Here is a 4,810-nt window from a genome sequence, read left to right as displayed (position 1 = left end):
TAAACTGTTTGAAATCATCGACAATATGATGACTTTATCCCCTGAATTGCAGTCAAGTTTAGAGAGTAAAATCAAACAATTTGAGGAGGAAAGAACCATGCCTTTAATGAGTAATATGGAGTTACGAGGAATAGAACGCGGTAAGGAAATCGGTAAGGAAATTGGCAAGGAAATTGGGGAGTTACGAGGAATAGAACGCGGTAAAGAAATTGGTAAAGAAATTGGCGCGTTACAAAAAAGCCGCGATGCCATAAAAACAGTTTTAACTGTGCGGTTTGGAGAGATTTCTTCAGAAATTGAAGAGATAATCGGCAAAATGACTAACCCTACTATCTTAGAAGAGCTACTAAAATTAGCAGCTACCGCTAATTCTCTCGCAGAATTTAGGCAGTCTTTGGCAAGAATCCAATAATCTTATCCTAATATCTAGAAAACGGGTTTCTCAAAGAAACCCGTTTTCTTGGAATAAATGTTAATTTCTGTTACAGGGGTCTTGAAAAATTGGCCATTGTTGAGCTAAAACTGTTAGCAATAAACCTCTGCTGTTACCGTCATGACTTCTACCCTGTTGCCCCTCCTTCCTGCTGTTGACGATGTTTTGTTCGATTTCGCTCAATCTGATGGCTTTTGGGCGAATTTAGAAACCGCTTTTGGCACAAGTTATGATGTGGTTAAAGCGACAGAATTACGACAGCAGTGGCAAAGCCGAGATTTTAGTCAACTTCCTGAGATTGAGGTTGTCAATAGCAGTGTTTTAGGTAGTGCAAATGGCGCTTATGGGATTAGCACCAATAAGATATATCTATCTGAAAGTTTTTTTGCTTCTGCTAGTTTAGATGCTTTGGTTGCGGTGATTTTAGAAGAAATTGGGCATTATGTGGATGCTCAAATTAATAGGGTGGATACGGTGGGGGATGAGGGAGAATTATTTTCTCATCTGGTGAGAGGGGTTAATTTAACTGAGGCTGAGTTAACTTATATTCAAACAGAAGATGATCGTGCTGTTATTAATTTAGGGGGACAATTTATAGGGGTTGAACAAGCTGCACCAATTACTTTAATTGTCAATACTACTATAGATGAGAATGATGGAAGTGCCACTATTGGGAGTGGTTTATCTTTGCGGGATGCTGTTACAATTGCTAATAAAAGTCCTAATACTCCCTATATTATTAAGCTGAAATCAGGAACGACTTATGCTTTAAGTTATGTTAATAATACGACAACAGGCGATCGCAGTTTGAAGACGAACGGTACGATTACCATTGAAACTGATGGAACAGCACTAGCTTCTATTGTTAATAATGCTAGTCCTATCTCTGGGCAGAATGATAATAATTCTATTATAAATAACTCTAGTCAACTTGGAGTTATATTAAATAATCTCTATATCAGCAACAAAGCAGGAAAGGGAATTTTCAACAACGGGGGAACCTTAACATTAACCAACAATACAATAACAGGTAATAAGGCTGACTTAGGAGGAGGGGGAATTTTCAACAACTACCTGGGAACATTAACATTAACCGACAGTACAATAACAGGTAATACGACTAATAATACGGTTTATGGTTATGGAGGGGGAATTTACAACGCGGGAACATCAACATTGACCAACAGTACAATATCTGGTAATACGGCTAATTTTTATGGAGGGGGAATTTTCAACTACCTGGGAACCTTAACATTAACCGACAGTACAATAACAGGTAATACGACTAATAATACGGTTTATGGTTATGGAGGGGGAATTTACAACAACGTGGGAACCTTAACATTAACCAACAGTACAATAACAGGTAATACGGCTAATAATGGTTATGGAGGGGGAATTTACAACAACATGCTATCAACATCAACATTATTGTTGACCAACAGTACAATATCTGGTAATACAGCTGATTATGGAGGGGGAATTTACAACTGGGGAACATCAACATTAACGAATAACATTCTTACTAACAATAATGCCAACGTAGGTGGTGGTATTTACAATTCGGGTACATGGAGTTCAAATAGTACTATTAGTGGAAATACTGCGAACCAAGTTTGGTATATAGACAAAAACGGAAAATCTACTCTATTCAACACCGAAATTCAAGATCCAAAATATCCAAATATATTTGATATTGGCACTTACACAGCACTCCCACCCACACCTGATTCTCCACCTAAACCAACGATATCAGTCAGTAATGCGTGGTTTGATGCTCCCGCAGGGAAGGTTATTTTCGAGGTTAAACTGTCCTCAACCTATGATAAACCGATAACCGTTGATTACTATACCCTTGATGGAAGTGCCAATTCAATAGACCCTAACCAATTAAAAGATTTTAACAATGTTGTCAAACAAACCCTCTCCTTTTTCCCAGGACAAACCAGCAAACAAATAGAAATTACTGTTTTAGGAAGTGCGCCTCCTACCGACCAAACCTTTGAGATTTTTGCTAGAGACACCGCTTATCGTGATTGGACAGATACGGACAAAGGCAAAGAAGTAGATAAGAAATATGACTATAGTGACCTGGGTTACGAAGGCTATCGTATCAATAAAGTTTTCAAAGATTCTAGCACAGGATTTGATGCTTTTGGTTTAACTTCTGATGAAAAATTCTTTCTGGTTTTAGCCAATCCCCTTAATGCCAATGAATTTACATCCAATAGCAATAACTTACTGCAAGATATTGCCAACACTTCAGGCGGTAACAATACCGCCGCCTATACTGCTGGACAGAATCTAATCAACCAACTCACCAGCACCAAGCAATCCTATACCTTTACTGATGGCACAATTTATGACCTTGCTAAACCTCCTGTTTTAGCGATTCGGGGTACTGAATTCTCATCTGTTAACGATTTATTAAGTGATGCTGAAACCGAAGGAATTGGCTATAATCAATTTACTAACAATAAAGCCGCAGTCAATCAATGGCTTTCAGAAGTAACTAATCCCGTAAGCGGATTGACTCTAAAACCTAATATTACAGGTCATAGTTTAGGCGGTGCATTAAGTCAGTGGGTAGGGGGTAGTTATACAGGACAACTCGGAAAGATTGTTACTTTCAATAGTCCGGGTATTTCCCAACAACCCGGCATTAATTTTAACGCTACTAATAACTTAGGTGTCACTCATTACATAACTTCGGCCGATTTGGTTAGCATTGCAGGTTCAAAATATCTGAGTGGAGTCTGGAACTTAGACAAATATTCCAAACTAACATCTGCAATTACTTTTGAAAAACATTCAGTTCCCGTCTTAAATCAAACTATTACAAGAACTAATTTGTCAAAGCCGACAGATTTAACCCGGAAAGTTGCCAACGGAAATACTACTGATTTAAGTAGTTACTGGTTTACATATTTGCCTGATGCTGATTATTTTGCTCTTCAAGCAGCCGTTATTCTAATAAGTCCAATTCTGGGTGCAGCTTTAACTTTTCGTGGAACCGTTGAACTGAATCGAAAAGCAATCGGAATTGCCATTGATAGTATTGGAAATATATCCGATGCAGTAACATCCGCTTACAACGCCGCTACATCTTGGACTTCAGATGCGTGGGATGCGATTATTGGACAGTCTAAAAAGATTCTTGGTTTATCTCCATCAACTGCAAATCAAAGCAATTCAACGCTAAAGCTTGCATCATCTTTTCTCGACACAAATAGCTATGAAATAGCAACAACAGCTACAGCATCACAGACAATTGATAACTTTTGGAGTGCCATACCTAACTGGGGAGATAACGCTTGGCAAGCTACAACTAAATGGTCAGGAGATGCTTGGAAAAGTATTGATGAATGGACACCCCAAACTTGGCAAGCAACAACAACCTGGACAGCAGCCGATTGGGATAAACCATTCTTTACTATCTCAAATCCGACAATTGTAGAAAACAATTCAGGAACAAACAACCTGATATTTAAAGTTACATTGTCAACCACAAGTACCCAAACAATTACCGTAAATTATGCCACTGCTGATAACACAGCAACAGCAGGAAGCGACTATACAGCCACAACAGGGACTCTCACCTTTACACCGGGACAAATCAGCCAAGATATTATTATTTCCGTCAATGGTGATACTGCAATTGAACCGGATGAGACTTTCTTGATTAACCTTTCTAATCCTAGCAATGCGCTGATTACAGATAATCAAGGATTAGGAACAATTACTAATGATGATGGTGATAATACCAGTGTCACTCTTGCGGTTTCTCCCAGTAGTGTGACAGAAGACGGGACAGCTAATCTCGTTTATACCTTCACTCGCACCGGAGTAACAACTGATGCTTTAACGGTTAATTACACCCTCGGAGGGACAGCGACTTTAAATACTGACTACACTCGTACAGGGACTACCAATACAGTCACCTTTGCTGCTAATTCATCCACTGCTACCGTAACTGTTGACCCCACTGCTGACACAACAGTAGAAAGTAATGAAACTGTTGCTTTAACTCTTGCTTCAGGGACAGGTTATACAGTTGGGACAACTACCGCAGTGACGGGGACAATTACCAATGATGATTTCCCTAGTATTACTCTTGCGGTTTCTCCCAGTAGTGTCAATGAAGATGGGACAACTAACTTAGTCTATACCTTCACTCGTACCGGTTCTACTACCAGCGCCTTAACCGCTAACTATACAGTTGGGGGAACAGCTACTTTTAGCACAGATTACACTCAAACCGGTGCAGCAACTTTCACCAGTACAACAGGGACAGTGAATTTCGCTGCTAATTCATCCACTGCTACCGTAACAGTTGACCCCACTGCTGACACTACAGTTGAAAATAACGAAACCGTC

1 protein-coding gene and 1 pseudogene are annotated in these 4,810 nt (G+C 39.4%); both read left to right on the top strand.

Annotation, left to right across the window (positions count from 1 at the left end; translation table 11 throughout):
* Positions 1 to 412: pseudogene (locus tag O9332_RS23450) on the top strand (hypothetical protein); the annotation flags it as partial.
* Positions 413 to 553: 141 nt separating this feature from the next.
* Positions 554 to 4,810, top strand: a 4,257-nt coding sequence (locus tag O9332_RS23445; protein ID WP_288027644.1) for a beta strand repeat-containing protein, incomplete at its 3' end; no start/stop codon positions are given.

Source organism: Microcystis sp. LE19-10.1B (genome assembly GCF_027530565.1).
GTDB classification, from domain to species: Bacteria; Cyanobacteriota; Cyanobacteriia; order Cyanobacteriales; family Microcystaceae; genus Microcystis; species Microcystis aeruginosa.
This window is presented reverse-complemented; position numbering and strand designations above follow the sequence as displayed.